Source organism: Bacillus sp. JJ634 (genome assembly GCF_036962285.1).
GTDB lineage: Bacteria > Bacillota > Bacilli > Bacillales > DSM-1321 > Peribacillus > Peribacillus asahii_A.
This window is the reverse complement of record NZ_JBALMU010000218.1, coordinates 1-2,648: the sequence shown is the minus strand read 5'-3', so window position 1 is coordinate 2,648 and position 2,648 is coordinate 1. Positions and strand designations below refer to the sequence as shown.

Genomic DNA, 2,648 nt, shown 5'->3' with positions numbered 1-2,648 from the left:
CCCCCTATACTAATCCCCATTTTAATAACAAACATAAAAAACCCTCCATTTGCACCATTCCTCTAGAACTATTCATTGGTAAATTATATACTATTATTTAGGTTAAAAATCAGAGAATCTGTTCTCAGCAAATAAAAAATTTCCTGTTAATACATAATCATAATATTGAAGATTCTCTCTCATCAGGACTCAAAGAATTAGAATGTTGATACTTATTATAACTTGCATCCGTATGAGTAAAGAAGTTTATGCTATCTACTGTATATAGGGGTCTAAGTCCCCAGATTCTTGTTCTACCGCTCCCTTCGACAATATAAAAGCTATCTTGTTGTGTACCACAAAACCTATCACACTCGCTGCAATAACGTTCGAGGATCCGAGGAATAGGTGATGTCTCAGAATCCATCCCCCGCTCCTGCACTTTTTACGAATATCCACTAGAGCTGCTTTACCACCTAACTCTTTCAGTACATCAATAATTTCATCAACCCATAACTTTTTAATTTGTTCCATATAGCCTCTCCAATACACTTTATAGTTCCCCTATTTATCAACAGAATATTGCGATAATAAATCATAATCTTAATTAAAGTGCTTTGCCCAACCTTAACCCTTTGGTAACTCCGAAAATATGGCACTTTGTTTTATGTATCGAAATTGGTTTCTTCCATGCCTCTTCTAGGCTGAATAGAATGTATATCACGACTGGTCATCTTATTTGAAGGCTACATGAAAGACAATTTAGCAATTTGACGAGCAGGCTTAAACCGGCCGATGAATTTACCACTTTAGTTCTCCCAAAAAGAGGAGCACATATTGTCCCTCTCTCTCCTTTTTGCAGAGAATCCTTTTAGATGTTCGTTCTACTCTCCAGCATTGCTCTATCTAGCTATTTAAACGTTTTTCTCCATTTATTTATTCAACAACATTTTCACTGAACACTTTCTCTACTTTTACCGTTTCATTAAGTGCTAAGTTATCATTCGTCATTTTAACTACTATATACTCACTATTATAGCCGTTAATTTCTTGTGAGCCACTTGTATAAGTAGTTCTGTACTCCTCATATGTAAGTACTTTATAGGTATGTTCGTTAATTGGAATAACTTGTTTCCCTTCATAACGTATTAGCTCTGAAGACTTACCTGTAAGATTTGCTTCTTGTATGCTTTTCTGGCTCTGTTTATACGCCTTTCCAGTAGGATTTAAATAACTTTCTATATAGCTAAAATCGTTTAACGCTATAGCCTTTAAACCCTCCACAACATACTCATGGACAAAGTCAATTGCCAAAGTCTGCTCATCATAGTTGAGTGATTCATCCCCACTCTCCTTATCTCCTTCAGCAAGATATTCTGGCTCTATAGAGCTTATTCCTTCTTGAGCATTCTCTAACATAGCTACAATTTCCGAACGTCCATCCTCTTTCGCAATCATTAATGCAGTATAGCCTGGCTTATTTGGTGTATCCTTGGCTCCATGTTTTAACAGGATTTCCGCCAACTTTGGATTATTAAAAAATGCGGCATAGAAAAGAACTGTATTTCCATCATCATTCATAGTATTAGGATCGGCACCATAGTTTAGTAGAAGATCAATCATTTCTACATAATCTATCGAGGAAGCTAAAGCTATTAACGTTTGGTAATCATCTTGAGCTCTAACATTTGGATCATAGCCTGCAAGTAAAAATACTCTAACTAACCCCAAATTATTAAAAGAAACAGCCCTCTCAAACTCTTCCTGATTATTAATCTCTAACTTATTCAAAACATGTTCAGCTTGTGCTTTACTCTTAATATCCCCATCTATATTTTTAATACGAAGATATTCTGTCAGCTCTACTTTATCTGATAAGTTCGCATATGTTAAAACGGTAAAACCAAGAGAATCTTTATAATAAGGATCCGCTTTTCTCTCAATTAAAAAATTATACATTGTTATTAAATCTTCCGAGGTAGTAGGCTCAACTTCGAACATTCGCATCATGGGTGTTTTACCATCATCATCAAGGGGGTTCATATTATAACCATGTAAATATAATTTTTCAATCGTTCCATAGTTTCGGTACATTACTGCTTCATGTAGCAGAGTCTTACCGTCTATTTTTACATTAGCGTCCAAGCCATTGCTTAGTAAATACTCAATTACATCCATATGCTTTTTATCTTTATGTCCCGAATACATTAAAGTTCCTATTGTATTTAATGCTGAATCTCCTGTCTCATCATCTATAGCATTAATATCTTGTCCCGCTTCTACCATATATTGAACCTTCTCAAGATCCCCCTCCCAAATTGCATCTGTAAACTCCTCCATATCCTGTTGGTTTGATTGACTAGCCTCAGGAGCATTTGCAAATTTGGATTCTTGAAGCAAGTCGTAAACCTTATTCCATACTAAAAAACATATAGTTGCTAATGAAATTGCTAAACAAATTTTCAAAGATGTTTTCCACACGGGTATTAATACCTACCTTTTGTACATATTATCCCTTATTATAAAATATAGATATGTACATAAATAGCATTGACTTTATCTATCTATCTTGAATCACACACATTTTATAGGTATTAACTCACAAAAAGCCTCTCACCATTAATGTTATAGACAGATGTATTTTTTATATATTCAGTTACCCACTAATT

At 34.6% G+C, this 2,648-nt stretch carries 2 protein-coding genes; both read right to left on the bottom strand.

Features of this window, described 5'->3' with window-relative positions; all coding sequences use genetic code 11:
- Nucleotides 1-255: 255 nt before the first annotated feature.
- On the bottom strand, nt 256-531 hold the full coding sequence (locus V7068_RS22195) for a hypothetical protein (protein ID WP_499714590.1): 276 nt from the start codon (nt 529-531) through the stop codon (nt 256-258).
- A gap of 384 nt (nt 532-915) precedes the next feature.
- Complete coding sequence (locus V7068_RS22190; RefSeq protein WP_499714589.1) at nt 916-2,460, bottom strand: ankyrin repeat domain-containing protein; 1,545 nt, start codon at nt 2,458-2,460, stop codon at nt 916-918.
- Nucleotides 2,461-2,648 lie beyond the last annotated feature (188 nt).